The 19,011-nt window shown below is 73.3% G+C and carries 17 protein-coding genes, 1 tRNA gene and 1 other RNA gene; 6 read left to right on the top strand and 13 right to left on the bottom strand.

Going from position 1 to position 19,011, the window contains the following annotated elements; genetic code table 11:
* Positions 1-11: 11 nt before the first annotated feature.
* The 5 genes from N538_RS0119375 to ffs form a co-directional block, all read right to left on the bottom strand.
* Positions 12-605, bottom strand: coding sequence for a DUF5063 domain-containing protein (locus N538_RS0119375; protein ID WP_028638672.1), 594 nt, complete (start codon positions 603-605; stop codon positions 12-14).
* Positions 598-1,197, bottom strand: coding sequence for a recombination mediator RecR (gene recR / locus N538_RS0119370; RefSeq protein ID WP_028638671.1), 600 nt, complete (start codon positions 1,195-1,197; stop codon positions 598-600). Before recR ends, N538_RS0119375 begins: the two co-directional genes overlap by 8 nt.
* 7 nt (positions 1,198-1,204) lie before the next feature.
* Positions 1,205-1,579 carry a YbaB/EbfC family nucleoid-associated protein gene (locus tag N538_RS0119365; protein WP_028638670.1) on the bottom strand — a complete coding sequence of 125 codons (375 nt, stop codon included), beginning with the start codon at positions 1,577-1,579 and terminating at the stop codon, positions 1,205-1,207.
* A 16-nt stretch (positions 1,580-1,595) separates the two neighbouring features.
* Positions 1,596-3,542 (bottom strand): DNA polymerase III subunit gamma and tau, encoded by a 1,947-nt coding sequence (locus N538_RS0119360; protein WP_028638669.1) that lies wholly within the window; start codon positions 3,540-3,542, stop codon positions 1,596-1,598.
* Positions 3,543-3,610: 68 nt separating this feature from the next.
* An RNA gene (ffs, locus tag N538_RS28105) (signal recognition particle sRNA small type) lies at positions 3,611-3,701 on the bottom strand.
* Positions 3,702-3,791: 90 nt separating this feature from the next.
* On the opposite strand from ffs, the gene N538_RS0119355 reads away from it, so the two are divergent.
* A tRNA-Ser gene (locus N538_RS0119355) sits at positions 3,792-3,879 on the top strand.
* A gap of 78 nt (positions 3,880-3,957) precedes the next feature.
* Here N538_RS0119355 and N538_RS0119350 read toward each other — a convergent pair.
* The 6 genes from N538_RS0119350 to N538_RS0119325 form a co-directional block, all read right to left on the bottom strand.
* Complete coding sequence (locus N538_RS0119350) at positions 3,958-5,178, bottom strand: S8 family serine peptidase (protein ID WP_028638668.1); 1,221 nt, start codon at positions 5,176-5,178, stop codon at positions 3,958-3,960.
* Positions 5,169-6,584, bottom strand: coding sequence for a type VII secretion protein EccB (locus N538_RS27625; RefSeq protein WP_028638667.1), 1,416 nt, complete (start codon positions 6,582-6,584; stop codon positions 5,169-5,171). Before N538_RS27625 ends, N538_RS0119350 begins: the two co-directional genes overlap by 10 nt.
* Positions 6,585-6,589: 5 nt before the next feature.
* Entirely contained in the window at positions 6,590-7,939 is a 1,350-nt protein-coding gene (eccD, locus tag N538_RS0119340) for a type VII secretion integral membrane protein EccD (RefSeq protein WP_028638666.1), read from the bottom strand.
* A gap of 81 nt (positions 7,940-8,020) precedes the next feature.
* Positions 8,021-8,317: a WXG100 family type VII secretion target gene (locus N538_RS0119335; RefSeq protein WP_028638665.1), complete on the bottom strand. Its 297-nt coding sequence runs from the start codon at positions 8,315-8,317 to the stop codon at positions 8,021-8,023.
* Between the two features lie 42 nt (positions 8,318-8,359).
* On the bottom strand, positions 8,360-8,680 hold the full coding sequence (locus N538_RS26310) for a WXG100 family type VII secretion target (protein ID WP_081790591.1): 321 nt from the start codon (positions 8,678-8,680) through the stop codon (positions 8,360-8,362).
* A gap of 126 nt (positions 8,681-8,806) precedes the next feature.
* On the bottom strand, positions 8,807-10,186 hold the full coding sequence (locus tag N538_RS0119325) for a hypothetical protein (protein ID WP_028638664.1): 1,380 nt from the start codon (positions 10,184-10,186) through the stop codon (positions 8,807-8,809).
* A gap of 61 nt (positions 10,187-10,247) precedes the next feature.
* On the opposite strand from N538_RS0119325, the gene N538_RS0119320 reads away from it, so the two are divergent.
* Complete coding sequence (locus tag N538_RS0119320; protein ID WP_028638663.1) at positions 10,248-14,222, top strand: type VII secretion protein EccC; 3,975 nt, start codon at positions 10,248-10,250, stop codon at positions 14,220-14,222.
* A 108-nt stretch (positions 14,223-14,330) separates the two neighbouring features.
* Here N538_RS0119320 and N538_RS0119315 read toward each other — a convergent pair whose 3' ends face one another.
* Positions 14,331-14,780: a nuclear transport factor 2 family protein gene (locus tag N538_RS0119315; protein ID WP_028638662.1), complete on the bottom strand. Its 450-nt coding sequence runs from the start codon at positions 14,778-14,780 to the stop codon at positions 14,331-14,333.
* 133 nt (positions 14,781-14,913) lie between these two features.
* On the opposite strand from N538_RS0119315, the gene N538_RS29125 reads away from it, so the two are divergent.
* The 3 genes from N538_RS29125 to N538_RS0119300 are packed head-to-tail and all read left to right on the top strand — an operon-like array spanning position 14,914 to position 15,936.
* Positions 14,914-15,087: a hypothetical protein gene (locus N538_RS29125; RefSeq protein ID WP_197025403.1), complete on the top strand. Its 174-nt coding sequence runs from the start codon at positions 14,914-14,916 to the stop codon at positions 15,085-15,087.
* Between the two features lie 52 nt (positions 15,088-15,139).
* Positions 15,140-15,436 carry a type II toxin-antitoxin system VapB family antitoxin gene (locus N538_RS0119305; RefSeq protein ID WP_028638661.1) on the top strand — a complete coding sequence of 99 codons (297 nt, stop codon included), beginning with the start codon at positions 15,140-15,142 and terminating at the stop codon, positions 15,434-15,436.
* Positions 15,436-15,936: a LytR C-terminal domain-containing protein gene (locus tag N538_RS0119300; RefSeq protein WP_028638660.1), complete on the top strand. Its 501-nt coding sequence runs from the start codon at positions 15,436-15,438 to the stop codon at positions 15,934-15,936. The genes N538_RS0119305 and N538_RS0119300 overlap by 1 nt, the downstream gene beginning before the upstream one ends.
* Here N538_RS0119300 and N538_RS0119295 read toward each other — a convergent pair.
* Positions 15,933-17,435, bottom strand: coding sequence for a potassium/proton antiporter (locus N538_RS0119295; protein WP_028638659.1), 1,503 nt, complete (start codon positions 17,433-17,435; stop codon positions 15,933-15,935). The two genes, N538_RS0119300 and N538_RS0119295, sit on opposite strands and share 4 nt — an antisense overlap.
* A 98-nt stretch (positions 17,436-17,533) precedes the next feature.
* Between N538_RS0119295 and N538_RS0119290 the strand changes: the two genes are divergently transcribed.
* Positions 17,534-19,006 carry an FAD-binding protein gene (locus tag N538_RS0119290; RefSeq protein WP_028638658.1) on the top strand — a complete coding sequence of 491 codons (1,473 nt, stop codon included), beginning with the start codon at positions 17,534-17,536 and terminating at the stop codon, positions 19,004-19,006.
* Positions 19,007-19,011 lie beyond the last annotated feature (5 nt).

Below are 19,011 nucleotides of genomic sequence, written 5' to 3'. Positions count from 1 at the left end.
AGTCGTCGAGTCTACCGAGGGGGCGCGGCGTCTCCGTCGAGCATCTCATCGACGACCTCGAGGAGCTCGTCCTCGTCCGCGACCTCGGTGTCGAGGCGGTCGTGGGCGACGACGGACAGCAGCGCGTTGAGCGCGACGCCGGCCAGGTTGCCCCACGAGGAGACGTAGGAGAACTGCCACCACCACAGCGCCTCCTCGACGTTGCCGAGCCGGTAGTGGCGCAGGCCGTTCTCGAGGTCCGTGGCGATGCTGGTGAGGTCGTCAGAGAGCCGGCCGACGACGAGCTCCGGGACGTAGGGGTCGAACACGTAGGCGTAGGGGTCGACCGGGCCGAGCATCTCGGCCAGCCGGAGCCGCATCGCGTCCAGGTCGGCCTCCGGGCCGACGTCCGGCTGGTAGTCACCGATCGGCGTGAAGTCGCGCTGCGCCCCCAGCCGGGCGCCCGCGAGCAGCACCTGGCTGATCTCGAGCAGCAGCAGCGAGATGGCCCGCCCGCCGTCGTTCTCGCGCGCGATCTCCCGCAGCGCGACCAGGAAGCTCGCGACCTGGTCGGCGATCTGCTGCGCGAAGTCCTCGGTCTCGTTGTCGATCGTGGTCTCAGTCATCTGCGGATCGCCTCCCTGCGAACGCGCGGCCCAGCGTCACCTCGTCGGCGTACTCCAGGTCGCCACCTACCGGCAGTCCACTCGCCAGACGCGTCACGCGCAACCCGAGTGGCTTCAACATCCGCGTGAGGTACGTCGCGGTGGCCTCGCCCTCGAGGTTCGGGTCGGTGGCCAGGATGGTCTCGGTGATGGTGCCGTCGGACAGCCGGACCATCAGCTCGCGGATCCGCAGCTGGTCCGGCCCGATGCCGTCGATCGGCGAGATCGCGCCGCCGAGCACGTGGTAGCGGCCCCGGAACTCGCGGGTCCGCTCGATCGCGACGACGTCCTTGTACTCCTCGACGACGCACAGCACCGACGGGTCGCGTCGCGGGTCGCGGCAGATGCGGCACTGCTCGTCCTCGGAGACGTTGAAGCAGATGCTGCAGAACTTGACCTTGGCCTTGACCTCGAGCAGCACGTCCGCGAGCCGGCGTACGTCGACCGGGTCGGACTGCAGCAGGTGGAACGCGATCCGCTGCGCGCTCTTGGGACCGACGCCCGGCAGCCTGCCGAGCTCGTCGATGAGGTCCTGGACGATTCCTTCGTACAAGGCGGTCCTAGAAGCCCAGCTGGCCGGGCATGCCGGGCAGCCCCTCTGCGCCACCGGCCAGCGGGCCGAGCGCCTCACCGGCGAGTGCGTCGGCCTGGGCCTTCGCGTCGCGGTACGCCGCCACGATCATGTCGCCGAGGTCCGCGAGGTCGTCGGGGTCGCTGCCGTCGAAGCCGCCCGCCCTGATCTCGACGCCGACCAGCTCGCCGACGCCGCTGACCTTCACGGTGACCGCGCCACCCGCGACGGTGCCGTCGACGACCGTGTCGGCCAGCCGCTCCTGCGCGGCCTGGAGCTGCTCCTGCATCTGCTGGGCCTGCTGGAGCAGGGCGTTCATGTCGAAGCCTCCGCCGCCGAGGGCCTCGAAGGGGTTCTGGCTCATGGGGTGGTCACACCTTTCACGGGTTGCGGATCTCCTCGATCACCTGGGCGCCGAGCTCGCGTTGGAGGAGCTCCGCCGTGCTCATGCCCTGGTGCTCGGCGTCGAGGTCGTCGGGGTGGGCGTCGGCGTCCGCCGCCGCCCAGTCGGGGCCGGCCTCGGCCTTCTGCTCGTCGGCCGTCCGGGTCTGCTGGATCGCGTCGCGGGCGGCCGCGCTCGCGTCGGGCGACGGCTGCTCCTTCACGGGTGCGGGCTGCGGGGCGGACTCCGCCTCCGGCTCGGGCACGGCGGACCGGGTGACCGTCGGCGTGCCCTCGGGCTGGGCGCCCGGGTCGACGATCGTCTCGATCTTCCAGGCGGCGCCGACCACGTCGATCGCGGCCTGGTGCAGCACCTCGTCGCAGCCGCCGCTCACGAACGAGTCGCGGGCGCCGGCGTTCGCGAAACCGAGCGTGAGCGTGGTGGCGTCGACCGCGACGACCTGGCAGTTCTGGGTGAGGTGCATCCAGGCCAGCCGGCGGCGCATCTTGGTCGCGTCGACGATGTCGGGCCAGAGCCGGCGTACGTCGACCAGACTGAGGCTGCCCGCCCGCGCGGCGGGCTCCGGTTCGGGGGCGGGTGTGGGCTCCGGGGCGGGCTCAGGCTCAGGCTCGGGGTCGGGCGCCGGGACGGCTGCCTGCGCCGGCACCACGGGCTCGGGCTCCGGCTCCGGTGCGGGCGGCCGGGCCGGCGGCGGGGCCGGTCGGTCCTGCGCGGGCGGCGCCGGCGGCGTGGCGGCTGCGGGGGTCGGCGTACCAGTGATCGTCAGCCGCTTCTCGAGCCGGTCCAGCCGAGCGAGCACGCCGTCGGTGGCGTGGTCCGCTCCCGGGAGCAGGATCCGTGCGCACAGCAGCTCGAGCAGCATCCGGGGTGCGGTGGCACCGCGCATCTCGGTCAGGCCGGTGGCGGCGATGTCGGCGGCGCGGCTGAGCTCGGCGGCACCGAACCGGGCGGCCTGGGCGACGAGCCGCTCGCCCTGGTCCTCGGACACGTCGATCAGCCCGGTGGCGGGCGCGTCGGGGACGGCGGCGACGATGACCAGGTCGCGCAGCCGGCGCAGCAGGTCCTCGGTGAAGCGCCGCGGGTCCTGGCCGGTCTCGATCACCTTGTCGACGACCCCGAAGACGGCCGCGCCGTCACCGGCCGCGAACGCGTCCACGACCTCGTCCAGGAGGGTGTCCGGCGTGTAGCCGAGCAGGCCCGTCGCCAGCTCGTGCGTCACCCCGTCGGGACCGGCGCCGCCGAGCAGCTGGTCGAGCACGGAGAGGGTGTCGCGGGCCGAGCCGGCGCCGGCGCGCACGACCAGCGGCACCGCGGCCGGCTCGATCGCGACGCCCTCCTTCTCGCACAGCTCGGAGAGGTACGACGACAGCAGCCGCGGCGGGATCAGCCGGAACGGGTAGTGGTGCGTGCGGGACCGGATGGTCGGCAGCACCTTGTCGGGCTCGGTGGTGGCGAAGATGAACCGCAGGTGCGGGGGCGGCTCCTCGACGAGCTTGAGCAGGGCGTTGAAGCCCTGCGTGGTGACCATGTGGGCCTCGTCGATGATGTAGACCTTGTACTTGCTGCGCACCGGCGCGAAGAACGCCTTCTCGCGCAGGTCCCGCGCGTCGTCGACGCCACCGTGCGAGGCCGCGTCGATCTCGATCACGTCGATCGAGCCCGGCCCGCCGCGGGCCAGGTCGTGGCAGCTGTCGCACTCGCCGCAGGGGTCCGCGATCGGCGCCTGCTCGCAGTTCAGCGCGCGGGCCAGGATCCGGGCACTGGTGGTCTTGCCGCAGCCGCGCGGCCCCGAGAAGAGGTAGGCGTGGTTGACCCGGTTGTTCGCGAGCGCGGCGCGCAGCGGCGAGGTGACGTGGTCCTGGCCGATGACCTCGGCGAACGTCTCCGGCCGGTAGCGGCGGTACAGCGCGAGGGGTGACTCCACGCATGAACCCTAACCACCTGCTCCGACAGCCGGTAGCGCGGCAGCGGGTGGGCGTGGGCCGGACATGAAAAGGCCCCCCGCGCACCCGACAGAGCTCGCTTGCCCTTGCTGCCTTCCGGCCCTGGGGGAGTTGGGCGAGGTGCCGCCACACGGGGGGTTGCGGACGAGTGTAGGTGAGCCGCGTTCCACGCTCCAAAGCGGCGCCGGCCGATTTCGCGGCCCCGAAGCCGGACCGGTAGCCTCCTCCGCGGAGGTATCGCCTAGTGGCCTATGGCGCTCGCTTGGAAAGCGGGTTGGGTTAACGCCCTCGGGGGTTCGAATCCCCCTACCTCCGCCACTCACCCGGCGCCGCACGTGTCGTGCGGCGCCCGGCGACCGCCGGGCGGAGCTCGGCCACGCTGCCGGCGGACCTGGGCTACGGGCGCCTACGCGCGATGACCGGGCGCAGCAGCAGCGCCACCACCAGCACGCCGCCGCCGATCAGCCCCCACCAGACCGCGTCGTCGCGGGTGTCCGCGAGCAGGTCCGTCGCCGGCTGGGGCGCCGCGGCCGGGGCGGACTCCGGATCCTCGGCGAGCGGCCGCTCGACCTTCCCCGACCGCGACGGGTCGAGCGGGCGCGTGAGCGCCTCGTAGGGCTGCACCACGCCGGCGCCGATCAGCGGCGTGGGGTCGTCGGGGGTGCCGTTCGCTGTCTCGACCAGCCGGGCGACGAGCTGCTGGTCGGTGTCGTGCGGGTACAGCTGCGCCACCAGCGCCAGCACGCCGCTCACCTCGGCGGCGGCCCAGGACGTCGCCGGCGGCTCGAGCACGCACGGCCGGTGGTCGAGGCCTACGGACACCGCGTCGTACGTCGGTACGGCGACGGTGGTGTGGCTGTTCTGCAGGACGTATTGCGTCACGTCTGTCCCGACCGCGCCGTCGGCCGTCGAGGAGGCGCTGACGACGCCCGGGTAGCTGGTCGGGTACAGGACGCCGGCCGCGTCCTCGTCGGGCGAGGCCTGGTCGTCGGAGAACCGGTCGTCGAAGGCCTCGCCCTGTTGCGGCCGGTTGCCCGAGGCCGCGACCAGCACCACCCCGGCGGCGCGGACCCTGCGGACCGCGCGCTCCAGTCGGTCCGAGGGGTCGACCGCGAGCGAGACGTTCGCGACCTTGATGTTCAGGCGGCCGGCGTTCGCCGCGACCCAGTCCAGGCCGTCCGCGAGCGCATCGGGCTCGACCTGCGCGCCTCGGTCCCCGTCCTCGTCGTCGTAGACCCGCACGTCCACGACGTCCGCGTCCGGCGCGATGCCCAGCGGCCCCGCGATCAGCCCGGCCACGGCGGTGCCGTGGTAGTAGGTGACCGCGGTCCGACCGGTGACCGAGTGGCGCTCCGCCACCGGGATCCTCGCGTCGTCGACGCCCGAGTCGAGCACCGCCACCCGGACCGGCCGGTCCTTCGGCGCGTCGTGGGCCACGAGCACCTGCGTCCGGTGGATCCCCAGCTGCCCGAACGGCGCGTTCTCCAGGGTGACGGTGCCGGGCGGGCTGGTGGCCTGCACCGAGGAGCAGAGCGGGTTGTCGTCGGCGACCGCGGGTGCCGCCACCAGCAGGCTGAGGCCGGTGGCTGCGCCGAGTACGACGACGGTCAGGCGCACGTCGAGTCCTTGTCGCTCGGCTCCTGGAGCGCCCGCTCCTGCGAGAGCTGCACGCCGCACCGGAACAGCTCGACCCAGCTGTCCGGCACGACCGGGGCCTCGACGCCGGCGTACCCCAGCTGCGTGGCGGCACCGGCCCCGACCAGCGGGTCGGCGCGGCCCTTCGCGTCGATGAGGTACGGCGTCGCGCCGGCGGCCTGGCCGGACCAGCCACCCGAGAGCACGTAGGCGCCGCGTCCCGGGTCGACGAGCGGGTCGGGCACTCCCTCGGGGACGTCGGCGGACACGGCCGAGTCCTCGCCGGGGCCGACCAGCTGCGCGACCGGTGCCTGGCCGTGGGCCGCGGTCAGCTGCACGCAGGGGTCGGTGCTGAGCGGCTCGGGGGGCTCGGCGGGCCAGCCCGTGTCGCGCAGGAACCCGTCGTCGCCGAACCCGACGCTGGGCGCCCGGTCGACGTCGACCACCTTCGCGAGCCGCTGGTCCGGGAGGACGATGTTGGCGTAGACGTAGGCCGCGAAGTCGGTCAGCGGGACCGGCCCGTCGTAGGCGACGAGGAGGCGGTCGCCGTCGCTGGTCTCCAGCAGGTCGCCGACGTTCGCGGCCGCCGCGTCACCGGGCAGCCGCTCCTCCGGGGCCTCGCCGAAGCGGTCGAGGTCGAACGAGCTCCAGTCCAGCGGCGCAGCGACCGGGAAGAGGGTCAGCCACTGGCGCGGCACGTGCACGGCGTTCGTGTGGTCGGGCATCTGCACCTGCGACAGCAGCACGTCGGTCTGGTCGATGCCCGGCGCCCTCTGCCGCGGGACCGGGAAGAGGTGGCCGCTGCCGTCCGCCCCGGTCGCGACGACGAACAGCTGTCCGTGGCTGGTGACCGTGACCCCCTGCCCGGTGGCTGCGGTGACGTCGGGCTGGTCGGCGACGCGTACGGCGATGCCGCGGTCGTCACCGGTGCAGGCGGTCCAGCCGCTGCTGATGAGGAGCGAGGCGGTCGGCACGCTCGCCGGCGCCCCGAAGATGCCGATGTCGTCGCCGATCCGCTGGTCGTCGATGGTGTCCTGGGAGATCAGCGTCGGCTCCGAGTCCTCGCCGAGGATCAGCTTCGCGGAGGTGGTGTTGATGACGGGCCGCAGCTCGTCCGGGTCGGACTCGAGGATGACGTACGCCGCGCCGGTCTCCTTGGAGATGACCAGCCCCGGCTGGTTCCAGTCGTCGGGGGTGCGGGGCGCGAAGACGCCGGCGATCGCGGCGCCGGCGGCGACCAGGACGGCGAGCGCGATGCCGCCGACGATGGTCCGGCCGGGTCGCGCGGGCTCGACCTCCCGGCCGCCGGGGGCGCCGGAGACGAAGGCCGTGACCAGCCGGCGCCGGCTGAACGAGTACGCCTCGACCAGGTCCTTCTTCGTGGCCACGGCGCTCAGCCCCGGATGGCGGCGAACACGCCGACCGCGATGACCAGGGTCGGCAGCAGGAGCAGCAGTGCCAGGGACTCGGCGACGTCGCCGAGCCGGCCGCGACGCACGGACGGTGCGCTCGGGAGCATGGTCACGGCGAGCAGCACGGCGCCGCTCGCGGCGAGCACGACCGCCACGGTCGGTCGCCAGTCCGGGTGCAGCCAGAGTGTCGAGACGCCGACCGAGAGCAGCCCGACGATGCCGGAGACCAGGCCGACGAGGACCTCGGAGCGGGTGCGGTACTGGCGGGTCCGCAGCATCACCACCAGGCAGCAGAGGACGCCTAGGACGGCGCCGGCGAGGCCGAGCGAGACGGCGAGCGGGGCGATCAGCGCGAGCAGGAGGCCGACGGTCCCTGAGACCGAGACCAGGATCTCGTGGGCCACCTTCGCGTCGGCGCTCACCCGGTCCGGGTCGACCGGCCGGGGCTCGGCGGTGATGTCGGCGGTGCTGTAGAGCTGGTCGACCGACGTGCTGGTCGCGCCGAGTGCCAGCCACGGCAGCAGGCTCCCCGCGATCACCACGAGCACCAGCACGATGGTGAGGACCACGGCCGGGTCGAACTCCGCGGCCTGCATGACGAGTCCGGTGGCGAGGAAGATCGCGCCCACGACGACCGGCGGGATGACCAGGGCGCGACCCTCGCCGAGCCCGAGCAGGCACGCGAACCCGGCCACCATGGCACCGCCGCCCGCGACGGCGACCGGCAGTCCGAAGAACGGCTCGTCGGTCACCAGCATCAGCCCGGCGACCGCGGCGTACAACGACGCCATCCACGCGACGGCGACCGCCGCCTCGGCGTCGCGCTGCGCGCGGGACAGCACGATCGCGCCGGTGACGAGGGCCGCGGCGACCACCGCGGCGGCCACCCCGGCGAGCAGCGAGCCGCGCTGGATGAGCAGGGCGACGGCGCCGAGCGCCATCAGCATGCCCGCGGCGGTGAGGGCGGTACGGCGACCGCTGGCCGGCTGCCACGGCGTGAGGTCGTGCTCGACCACGTCGGTCATCGCCTCGACGACGTCGTCGTACACGCGCGGCGGCCGGTCGTCGACGCGGGCGGCGACGGTGATCAGGCTGCCGTCCTCGACTCCCTGGAGGATCAGGCCGGCATCGGTCGCGAGCTGGCGGCCCTCGGCGGTGACGAGCCGGTAGCCGCCGTACACCGTGCCCGGGTCCAGGAGCCCGACGCTGCGAGCCAGCTCGGGCACGAGCTCGGCGACGGGCACGGCTCCGGGCAGGACCAGGTCGACCCGGCGGGTGCCGGATGCCACGGTCAGCCGGATCAGCCCCGACTGCACCGGCGCCTGGGTCATGCCATCCCCCTTCAGGTCGCGCTCCACCGATCACGAAAGGGGCCGGCGCCCGCGCGCCGACCCCCCGGATGCCTGGCTGCGTCAGATGTCGAACGACGCGGCGCCGCGCTGGTCGGCGGCCATGTACTCCTGGTTCGACTGCGAGACCGTGGTGCCCGTCTCCGCGAGGAGCGTCTTCATCTCCTGCATCGCGGCGTCCCACTTCGCCTTCGCGGTCTGGTACGCCTGCTGGGCGTTACCGGTCCAGTCGCTGCGCAGCGGCGCCAGCTCGGACTCCAGACGGTTGAGGCGGTCATCGATCTGCTTGACGGTGCGGCCGAGGTCCTCGGCCGCCGTGTCCAGGCCCGCGTGGTTGACGCGAAGTCCGTCGAGGCTCATCTCTGTCACTCCTTGTTCCCGAGTAGGTCGTGACGCTTCGCGTCAGCCGAGCCGGCCGGCAAAGCGGTTGTAGGACGAGGACTGGGTCTCGTCGGTGCTCATGTTGTCCCGCTCGGTGGACGTCAGCGACGCCTCGAACTCGTTGAGCGCGTTCGTGATCACGGTCTGCTTCTCGGTCCAGGCCTGGTGCAGCGCGAAGAACGCGCTCCCGCCGGCTCCGGCCCACTTGCCCTGGAGGCCCTGGATCTGGCCATCGAGGGTGCGGCTCATCGAGTCGAAGTCGGACTTGGCATCCGCCACGAGCCCTGCGGCTCGGGTGAGTGTGCGTTCGCCCTGTCCCATCTCCGGTGCGCCTTGCGACATGTCGCCAACTCCTTCCCCCGTGGCGGCCTGTCGCCGCTCGAGAATCTCGTGTGCTGTATGGCGATCCGGCAAGGTGTCCCCCGAGCCGGACCACCTGCGATTACCCGGGGCCCTGTGACCTAAACCTCAAGAGCTCAGTTCCCACAGGCTCGCGATCTCCCACAGCTGGCGGAACCATCCGGTCGCGACGACCAGCGACGCGAGGGCGAACGCACCCGCCAGCCCTTCGGCCACCTCGGCCCTCCGCGACCACCACGCCGACCGCCAGCCGCGACCCACCGCGACCGCCACGACCACCATCAGGATCGCCAGCGCGGTCGACCCGATCGCCATCCACAGCAGGGCGTTCGGCTCCAGCAGCCGCACCAGCAGGACGGCCAGCGCGACCCAGCAGCCGATGCCCGCGGCCCGCAGCTCGGCGCGGGCCGCGCGGTGGCGATAGCTCCGTCCCGCGAGCAGCAGCGCGGCACCGGCGAAGAAGACCATCAGCCGCGCGCCGACCCGGTCCACGGGCAACGTCGCGGTCGTCAGCAGCAGCGGCGCGGCGCCCAGGGCCAGCACCAGCACGGCGGCGGCCGCCGCGGTGACGACCCGCGTGGCCCGGCCCGCGACGACCGCGACGGCCCCGAGCGGGACGACCGAGCGCCCCCGCTTGCCCGGCGGCTGCGCGCGTGCGGACCACGCGGTGACCGCGAGCCGCTCGAGGTCGATGAGGTACTGGTCCGGGACGTCGACCGCCAGCCCGGGCACGAACCGGGCGGCCAGCACCGCGGCCATCAGCACCAGGGCCCAGGCGAGCCGGGGCGGGGCACCGGCCAGTGTGCAGAGGCCGGCGAGGAGGAACAGCCCGGCGCCGCCGACGATCCAGACCCGGAGCGCCTCCTCCGACCGCTCGTCCAGGGCGCGGCCGACGGCCGCCACCAGGGCGGCCGCGAGGCCGGCGACGCCGAGCAGCATCGGCAGCCGCACGGGGTGCGGGTCCCACAGCAGCGCGAACGCCGCGGCCGCGCCGAAGGCAGGGGCTGCGACCGCGCGGAGCTCCACGAGCCGGCCCACCGGCAGCACGCCGATCACCGCCCCCGCGACCAGGGTCAGCAGGGCCGCCGTACGCAGCCCGCCGTCGGACACCGTCGCACACCAGCCGGCGAGGCCGGCGGCCAGCGCGGCGACCAGGAACCAGAGGCCGGCCAGGCCCACGGCCGGATCGGTGCCGGCCGCGGAGCGGTGTGTCGCCGCGCGCCGGCGGCTCGCCGGCCGCGGCGCTCCCGTCGTCGCCACCAGCAGGTCCCCGGTCGTGACACCCGCTCGGGACAGGGGCACGTCGCCTGCCAGCGGCGTACCGATGCGCGTGTGCAGGTCGGGGACGACGCCGGCGTGGGTCTGCTGGGCGTACTCCGCCGCCACGTCGGCCGCGACGGCGCCCGCCGGCACCACGAGGTCCACGACGCCCGCCGGGCCGTGCACGGTCACCGCGAGCAGGGCGGAGTTCGCGACGGTGTCGGCCACGCCGTCACCCTCCCCCCATTTCAGAGGCGTCAACCCCGCTTCCGAAGGGTAGGCACAGCACGTGAGTACGACGCTCCGCGGCACCCGCCTGGAGGCACCCGAGGTGCCGACCGGGCAGATCGTGCTGCAGCCGCCGCCCCAGCTCGAGCCCAACGAGGGCGCGAGCGGCGTGCTCATGAACGCGATCCCGATGCTCGGCAGCCTCGGCTCGATCGTGCTCGTGGCGACCATGGGGCGGTCGACAGGTGGCCGGGGCTTCATCGCGGCCGGCATGTTCCTGTTCGCCACCCTCGGCTTCATCGTCGTGCAGCTCGACCGGCAGCGGAAGCAGCGCACCCAGCAGGTGACCGGGTCGCGCACGGAGTACCTGCGCTACCTGGCCAACGTGCGGAAGGTCGCCCGGGACGCCGCCGACCAGCAGCGCCAGGCGCTCACCTGGCACCACCCCGACCCGTCCTCGCTGCCCGCGCTCGCCGACGAGCGGTCGCGGGTGTGGGAGCACGGGACGTCCGACCCGCACTTCCTCCACGTCCGCTACGGCCTGTGTGCGCAGCCGCTGTCGCTGGAGCTGGTCCCGCCGGAGAGCACGCCGATCGACCAGGTCGACCCGGCGTCCGCCTCGGCGCTGCACCGGCTGCTCGTCGTGCACCGCCTCCAGCCGGACCTGCCCGCGTCGGTGGACCTGCGCGCGTTCGACCGGGTCGAGGTGTGCGGTCCCGAGGAGCACGCCCGGTCGCTCGCCCGCTCGCTCATCTGCTCGGCGACCGCGTTCCACTCCCCTGACCACCTCGTGGTCGCCGTGCTCACCTCGGAGCGCCACCTGGCCCACTGGGACTGGGTGAAGTGGCTGCCGCACGCCCAGTCGACCCGCCAGTCCGACGCGGTCGGGCCGATGCGGATGGTCTCGACGTCGCTGGCCGACCTCGCCAACCTGCTGCCCGCCGACCTCGGCGAGCGGCCCCGGTTCGGCGCCGACGAGCGGCCCGCGACCCCGCACGTGCTGCTGGTGATCGACGGCGGCGAGCTGCCGCCCGGCAACCACGTCGTACCCCCCGACGGACTGCACGGCGTCACCTTGCTCGACCTCCCGTCGCGCTGGGACGAGCTCGACGACGCGAGCCGGCTGCGCATCCAGATCGAGGGCGAGCCGGACGAGCACGGCCGCTGCCCGGTGCTCGCGCTCCGGCTGCGCGAGGACCCGATCCGGGCCACCGCCGACCAGTGCTCGCTGCCGACCGCGGAGGCGTTCGCCCGCCGGCTCACGCCGTTGCACACGAGGTCGACCGGCGTCGTCGACCAGGGCACCGGCGAGATCGCCGGCCCGGCCGACTTCATGGAGCTGCTGGCGCTCGGCGACGTGCACTCCTTCGACCCGGGCACGGCGTGGCGCCCGCGCCCCGCCCGGGACCGGCTGCGAGTGCCGATCGGCCTCGGCGAGGGCGGCTCGGTCGTGCACCTCGACATCAAGGAGTCCGCCCAGCAGGGCATGGGCCCGCACGGCCTGGTGATCGGCGCGACCGGGTCCGGCAAGTCCGAGTTCCTGCGCACCCTGGTGCTCGGCCTCGCGCTCACGCACTCCCCCGAGCAGCTGAACATGGTGCTCGTCGACTTCAAGGGCGGCGCGACCTTCGCCGGCATGACCGACCTGCCGCACGTCTCCGCGGTCATCACGAACCTGGCCCAGGAGCTCACGCTGGTCGACCGCATGCAGGACGCGCTGTCGGGTGAGATGGTGCGCCGCCAGGAGCTGCTCCGCGACGCGGGCAACTTCGCCTCGATCCGTGACTACGAGAAGGCGCGGGCCTCCGGGGAGGTCCTCGCACCGCTGCCGTCGCTGTTCGTCGTCGTCGACGAGTTCTCCGAGATGCTGTCCGCGAAGCCGGAGTTCATCGACCTCTTCGTCGCCATCGGCCGGCTCGGGCGCTCGCTCGGCCTGCACCTGCTGCTCGCCTCCCAGCGGCTCGAGGAGGGCCGGCTGCGCGGGCTCGAGTCCCACCTCTCCTACCGGGTCGGGCTCCGGACCTTCAGTGCCGGCGAGTCGCGCACCGTCCTCGGCGTGCCCGACGCCTACGAGCTGCCCGCGGACCCCGGTCTCGGCTACCTCAAGCCGGACCCGACGACGATGCTGAGGTTCAAGGCGGCGTACGTCTCCGGGCCGCCGTCGGGCCGGGCGCGGGTCCGGCGCGACGAGGGCGGCCACGTCCAGGGGATCCTCCCGTTCACGATCTCGGAGGTGCTGAAGCTCGACGTGGCCGAACCGGAGCCGGAGCCGGTCGTGGTGCAGGAGCCCGGCGACCAGGAGTCGTTGCTCGACATCGCGGTCCGGCACATGACCGGCCAGGGTCCGGCGGCGCACCAGGTGTGGCTGCCGCCGCTCGACGTCCCGGACACGGTCGACGCGCTGATGCCGGACCTCGGCGAGCACCCGGACCTCGGCCTCGTCTCGCCGCGCTGGCGTGGGGCCGGCGGCCTCGTCGTACCGCTGGGCACCGTGGACCGGCCGCGCGAGCAGCGCCGGGACACGCTCACCATCGACCTCTCCGGCTCGGGCGGCCACGTGGCGGTCGTCGGCGGGCCGCGCAGCGGCAAGAGCACGCTGCTCCGCACGATCGTGACGAGCATGTCGTTGACGACCACCCCGCAGGAGTCGCACTTCTACGTGCTCGACTTCGGCGGCGGCACGTTCGCGCCGTTCACCGAGCTGCCGCACGTCGCCGGGGTCGGCACCCGGTCCGAGCCCGACGTCGTACGCCGGGTCGTGGCCGAGGTGGCCAACGTCGTGGACCGCCGCGAGGCCTACTTCCGTGCCCACGGCATCGACTCCATCGAGACCTACCGCTCGCGGCGTCGCGACGGCCGGGCCGACGACGGGTACGGCGACCTGTTCCTGGTCGTCGACGGCTGGTCGACGCTGCGTGCGGACTTCGACGACCTGGAGGTGGAGCTGCAGCAGCTCGCGGCCCGCGGCCTGACGTTCGGCCTGCACCTGGTCGTCGGTGCGGCGCGGTGGGCCGACTTCCGCGCCGCGATGCGGGACCTGTTCGGCACCCGGCTCGAGCTGCGGCTCGGTGACCCGATGGACTCCGAGATCGATCGCAAGATCGCGGCGCTGGTCCCGGCCGGCCGGCCGGGCCGCGGTCTGGTGCAGGGCAAGCTGCACTTCCTCGCCGCGCTGCCCCGCGTCGACGGCACTGCGGACGTCGAGAGCCTCGGCGAGGGGGTCGAGGACGTGATCAAGCGGGTCGCGGCCGCGTGGGACGGACCACCCGGACCGAAGCTGCGGCTACTCCCGGAGCGGATCGGCCTCGACGAGGTGCGCGCCATGGTGCCGGCGGAGGACCGCCGGCTCCTGCTCGCGGTCGACGAGCGCGAGCTGGCCGCGGTCGGCCTCGACGTGGACGCCGAGCCGCACCTGTTGATGTTCGGCGACGGCCAGTCCGGGAAGAGCGGCGTGCTGCGCGCGTACGCGCACGAGGTGATGCGGACCCGGTCGCCGAAGGAGGCGCAGCTCGTCATCGTCGACTACCGGCGCTCGCTGCTCGGCGAGGTGCCCGACGAGTACCTGCTCAACTACCTGACCTCCGCCGCACAGGCGCAGCCCGCGCTGCACGACCTCGCGTCGTACCTCGAGGGCCGGATCGCGGGCCCGGACGTCACCCCCGACCAGCTCCGCAGCCGCTCCTGGTGGACCGGCGCCGAGGTGTTCGTGATCGTCGACGACTACGACCTGGTCGCCACCCAGCAGAGCTCACCGGTCGCCGCCCTCCAGCCGCTGCTCGCGCAGGCTCGCGACGTCGGCCTGCACCTCGCCGTCGCCCGCCGGTCCGGTGGCGCGTCGCGGGCGCTGTACGAGCCGATCGTCCAGTCGCTGCGCGACCTGGCCATGCCCGGCCTGCTGCTCGCCGGCAGCGCGGACGAGGGCCCGCTGCTGGGCAACCAGAAGCCGCAGCCCGGCCCGCCGGGCCGGGGCCGGCTGGTCTCCCGCGATCGCGGGGTCGAGGTCGTGCAGATGGCGTGGTGCGAGCCCAGCCTGTGAGCTGGTGCGCGGCTGCCGCTCGCCGTCGCTTGCCGCTGCTGCGGTTCCACGGGGAGTGCAGGCTCGGCACGATCCCCTGGTGAAGCTGCGACCAGGGAGGCGAGGGAGTCACACGTGCGTGTGCTCGCCCGGCCCGTTGATCCTGGTGCCGGGCAGGTCGGCGAGGTCGTAGGTGATCTCGAAGGTACGCCGGTAGCCGGTGTGCGCGACCCGCCAGCCGGCAGGCGTCCGCACGTAGCGGTCGTCGTAGAACGCAGCGCCCTCGAGCATGAACTGGACGGCCGGGACGATCACCTTGTCCTGGAGGTACCAGCGCCCGGAGGCGGCGTCACCGTCGACGCTCACCTCGGGGTGGTGGACCTGGTGCATGGTGAGGAACCCCTCGGGGAGGTTCTCCTTCATGTACGAGACCAGCGCGGCGCGGTCGTCGAAGACCAGGCCGTTGTAGTCGCCGGTCGCCTCCGGCACGAAGCAGTCGGCGAACTCGTCCCAGGCCTTGGTGTCGAGGGAGCGCAGGTAGCGGTACTTGAGCTGGCTGATCGCCGTGATGTCGTCCACGAAAGTAGAACGTATTCCAGTTCTGCTCGCGCGTCATCGCTTACCTGCTCGTAACGCATGGTCAACCTCCCGGCGACGTGAACGATCCACACTCGGGTCACCGACCGTTCGACGCACGACCCAGGAGGCCCTGATGGAGAACCCCGTCACCCCCGAGACCGAGCTCGCCCAGCTCCGCGAGCAGCGGGCCGCGCTGCGGCTCCGGCACGCCCAGGCGCTCACCTCGCTGATGGAGGAGCGCGCGGACCTGCGCGGCGTGCACGCGCTCGCCGATCACTTCGACGAGGCGGTCCGCTGGACCGCGTGACCGCCCTTCACGGGTGAGCCCCGGCCGGGGAGGGCCTCGTTACAATCGCGCGGTGATCTTCAAGCGCGTCGGTGTCGGGAGGCCCTACCCCGACCACGGGCTCTCCTCCCGGGCCTGGGCCGCCGTCCCGCCGCGCCAGGTCCGGCTCGACCAGCTCGTCACCACCAAGGACACCCTCCAGCTCGCGGCGCTCCTCGACGAGGACTCCACCTTCTACGGCGACCTGTTCGCACACGTCGTCGAGTGGCGGGGTGACCTCTACCTCGAGGACGGCCTGCACCGCGCGCTCCGGGCCGCGCTCCAGCAGCGCAACGTGCTGCACGCCCGCGTCCACACGCTGGAGGGCTGATGACGCAGGGGGCCCGGTCGGCGATCACCATCACCGCGCTGGCCCTGCTCCTCGTGCTCGCCGCCGTGTGGGGTTGGAGCGCCGCGACCGAGCCGCTGCCCGCCAAGGTCGACACCCCGCTGTGCAGCACGCGGTCGATCGCCAAGGGCGACAAGGTGTTCCCCCAGGACGTCACGGTCAGCGTCTACAACGCCGGCACCCGGGAGGGCCTGGCCGGCCGGGTGATGCAGTCGTTCATCGACGACGGGTTCGCCGAGGGCAACAGCGGCAACACCTCTGCGGGGAAGGTCGACGACGTCGCGATCTGGACGACCGAGCCCACCAACCCCGCCGTGCTGCTGGTCGCGAGCCAGCTCGGCGGCCGGGTCGACATCGAGCGCCGCGACGGCCTCGGGGCGGGGGTCACCGTCGTCGTGGGCGACGACTTCACCGCGCTCGTCAAGGGCGACCGCCGCGAGGTCGCTGCGGACGACGCCCAGATCTGCAGCCCGCCGGTCTAGCGCCGCCGGGTCCCCAGCCACTGCGCCAGCCGCCCGTGCTCGCTGACCTGCCGCAGCCGCTCCTCGGTCTGCTCGCGCAGCTTCCGGGGCGCCACGACGAGCAGGTCGTCGCCGTGCCGGAGCACGGTACGGCGCTCGGGCACGATCGTCTCCCCCTCCCGGATCACCATCGCGACCGACGAGCCGCGCGGCAGCCGCAGCTCACCCACCTCGACGCCGTGCATCTGCGACACCGGGCTGATCGTCACCTGCAGCAGGTCGGCCGCGATCCGCTCGAGGGGCGCGGCCTCGACGTCGAGCCCCCGCGGCTCGGAGCGGCGGGCGACCTTCAGCAGCCGGGCTGCCGCGGGCAGCGTCGGCCCGGTGAGCAGGGTGTAGATGACGACCATCACGAACACGATGTCGAACAGCCGGGCCGCCCCGTCGACCCCTTCGGCCAGCGGGATGGTCGTCAGCACGATCGGCACGGCCCCACGCAGCCCGGCCCAGGAGATGAAGCCCAGCTCTCGCCGGGACATCGGTTGCACGACGGCGCTCACGAGCACCGAGAGGGGCCGGGCCGCCAGCGTGAGGATCAGCCCAGCCGCGACCGCCAGGCCGACCGAGTCGAGGGTGATCCGGCCCGGTGAGAGCAGCAGGCCGAGCATCACGAAGAGCCCGATCTGGGCCAGCCAGGCGACACCCTCGGCGAACGACCTGGTGGCGGTGCGGTGCGGCAGCTCGGTGTTGCCGAGCACCAGCGCGGCGACGTACACGGCGGCGAAGCCGGACCCGTGCACGAACGCCGCCGCGCCGTACGCCAGGAAGGCCAGGGTCAGCACCGCGAGCGGGTACAGGCCGGAGGAGGGCAGCGCCGCGCGGCGCATGACCCAGGCGCCGCCGAACCCGGCAGCCAGGCCGAACCCCGTGCCGACGACGAGCTCGTACCCGACGATCCCGAGCACCGCCAGCACGCCGTGCTCCTGCGCGGCGCCCGACGACACGAGCGTCACGAGCACGACCGTCGGCGCGTCGTTGAGGCCGGACTCGGCCTCGAGCGTGCCGGTCAGCCGCCGCGGCAGCGGCACCACGCGCAGCACCGAGAACACCGCGGCCGCGTCGGTGGGTGAGGTGACGGCCCCGAGCAGCACCGCGAGCTGCCACGGCAGCCCGAGCACGTAGTGGGCGCCCACGGCCACGACCGCGACCGAGACCGCGACCCCGATCGTCGCGAGCGAGAGCCCCATCCGGGCGACCGGGCGGATCTCGCGCCAGCTGGTCGTCAGGCCGCCCTCGGCGAGGATCACCGCCAGCGCCGCGAAGCCGAGCGAGTGCGCGACCTCGGCGTTCTCGAACTGGATGCCAGCGCCGGACTCACCGAGCGCGACACCCATGAGCAGGTAGATCAGCAGGCTCGGCAGGCCGGCCCGCGAGGAGACCCGGACCGCGAGGATCGCCAGCAGGGTCACCGCGGAGCCCACCAGGACGAACGTGTCGAGCTGATGGACGTCGAACGACACAGGTCACCTCGGCGATCGTCGGGGCGGGGCCCGAGTGTATAGGTGCGGCCGGGCGGGCCGACGTTCCGCAGAACTGAAACTTGTTCTAGATTTGACCCATGAGCAGCGGCACCGCCATCCCCGACGTCCTCCCCGCCTCCGTCCTGGTCCCCGACAGCGGCGAGGGCGCCGAGCGGTACGACGTCGTCGTGGTCGGCTTCGGCATCGCCGGGGCTTGCGCGGCGCTGGAGGCCGCACGAGCGGGCGCCCGGGTGCTGCTGCTGGAGAAGGCCGCGGTCCACGGGGGCACGTCCGCGATGTCCGGTGGCCACTTCTACCTCGGCGGCGGGACGGCCGTGCAGCAGGCGACCGGGTGGGCGGACTCCGCCGACGAGATGTACGCGTACCTCGTCGCGGCCTCCAAGGATCCCGAGCCCGACAAGATCCGCGCGTACTGCGACGGCTCGGTCGAGCACTTCGACTGGCTCGAGTCGCTCGGGTTCGAGTTCGAGCGCTCCTACTACCCGGAGAAGGCCGTCATCCAGCCCGGCACCGAGGGGCTGATGTTCACCGGCAACGAGAAGGTCTGGCCGTTCAAGGAGCAGGCGACGCCGGCGCCACGCGGGCACAAGGTGCCGGTGCCGGGCGACACCGAGGGCACCAGGATGGTGATGGACCTGCTGCGCGCCCGGATCGAGGAGGCCGGGGTCGAGGTCCGCTACGAGACCGGCGCGACCAACCTCGTGGTGGACGGCGACACCGTCGTCGGCCTCGCCTGGCGGTCGTTCGAGGACACGGGCGTCATCGCCGCCGGCGCGGTGGTCGTCGCCGCGGGCGGCTTCGTGATGAACCCCGACATGGTCGCGTCGTACACCCCGTCCCTCGCCGAGAAGCCGTTCACGCTGGGCTCGACGTACGACGACGGCCTCGGCATCCGCCTCGGCGCCTCCGCCGGCGCCGAGCTCCGGCACATGGAGGAGCCGTTCATCACCGCGCCGTTCTACCCGCCGTCGTCGCTGATGACCGGCGTCATCGTGAACAAGGACGGCGAGCGCTTCTGCGGCGAGGACGGCTACCACTCGCGGACCTCGCAGTTCGTGATGGAGCAGGCCGACCACACGGCGTACCTCGTCGTCGACAGCGAGCACGTCGAGTACCCGAAGTTCCCCCTGGTCCCGCTCATCGACGGCTACGAGACGATCGCGGAGCTGGAGTCGGCGCTCGACCTGCCGGCCGGGTCGGTCGCCGCGACGCTCGAGCGCTACAACAAGATGGCGGCCGCCGGAGAGGACCTCGACTTCCACAAGGCTGCCGAGTGGCTGGCCCCCCAGGACACCGGTCCGTGGGCGGTCTTCGACCTGCGGCTCGGGCACGCGATGTACGCCGGCTTCACCCTCGGCGGCATCCGGGTGTCCGTCGACGGCCAGGCCCAGCGCCCCGACGGCTCGGTCATCCCGGGCCTGTACGCCGCCGGTGCCTGCGCGTCCAACATCGCCCAGGACGGCAAGGGCTACTGCTCCGGCACCCAGCTCGGTGAGGGGTCGTTCTTCGGTCGGCGGGCCGGGCGGCACGCTGCCGGGATACCCGGCTAACCGGG

Source organism: Nocardioides sp. URHA0032 (genome assembly GCF_000620645.1).
In the GTDB taxonomy this organism is placed as follows: Bacteria; Actinomycetota; Actinomycetes; order Propionibacteriales; family Nocardioidaceae; genus Nocardioides.
Note: the sequence above shows the minus strand (reverse complement) of the source record. Positions and strands in the feature narration are given on the sequence as shown.